Raw genomic sequence first — 751 nt, forward strand, 5'->3', positions numbered from 1 at the left:
CGGTGCTCAAACACGCCAGTGTTGAGCAGCTTGAGCGCGTCTTAACTGTCCTTACCGAGTTCAAAGATCACACTCTGGCAGTACAAATTCATTAATTAAGCCTAGTTATTATGTTTTTTATATTTATTGGAGGCCAATACTAATCGATTACAAAACATATAGTCACAAATTAAGTAAGGTTTATTGAGTTTCGTGACATAAATAACGTATAACGCATTTTTCGTGCTACAATTTGCATAAAAATTAGACAGTTAACAGTATAAAGAGCAAACTAGTACCAAAGTATAATGCCCCTTAAGCAGTCAATGAGGACACGATGTTTAAAATAAAAATCAATAATGAAATTTCGATCGCGTTGGTACAAGAGAGTTTCGCAGCACAATATGCACAACTCGTTTCGACACAAACCGATTATTTAAGTCAGTGGTTAGCATGGCCACCTCATTGTCAAACCGAGCAAGACTTACGTATATTTATCCAGCGCTCGCTGCACGATTACGCAGAGGGAAAAAGTATGACCTGTGCGATCGTCTATCAAGATGCCATTGTTGGTAACTGCAGTTTCAACACCATCAATCACGACCTCAAGAAAGTCACTGTTGGTTACTGGTTATCGGAGTCTCAACAGGGTAAAGGGATTGTGACTCAGGTGGTTACCAAACTCATTGAGATCGCTTTTGAAGAGCTTGATATGGAAAAAGTAGAGATATCTGCCGCGGTCGAGAACACCGCAAGTCGAGCGGTTTGTGAA

1 protein-coding gene is annotated in these 751 nt (G+C 40.1%); it reads left to right on the forward strand.

Annotated elements, in window-relative coordinates; genetic code table 11:
- Window positions 1-316: 316 nt before the first annotated feature.
- Window positions 317-751: GNAT family N-acetyltransferase (locus tag KIV40_RS34600; protein WP_285353979.1), on the forward strand; the 435-nt coding region annotated here is incomplete at its 3' end.

It is taken from the genome of Vibrio sp. D173a, assembly GCF_030248475.1.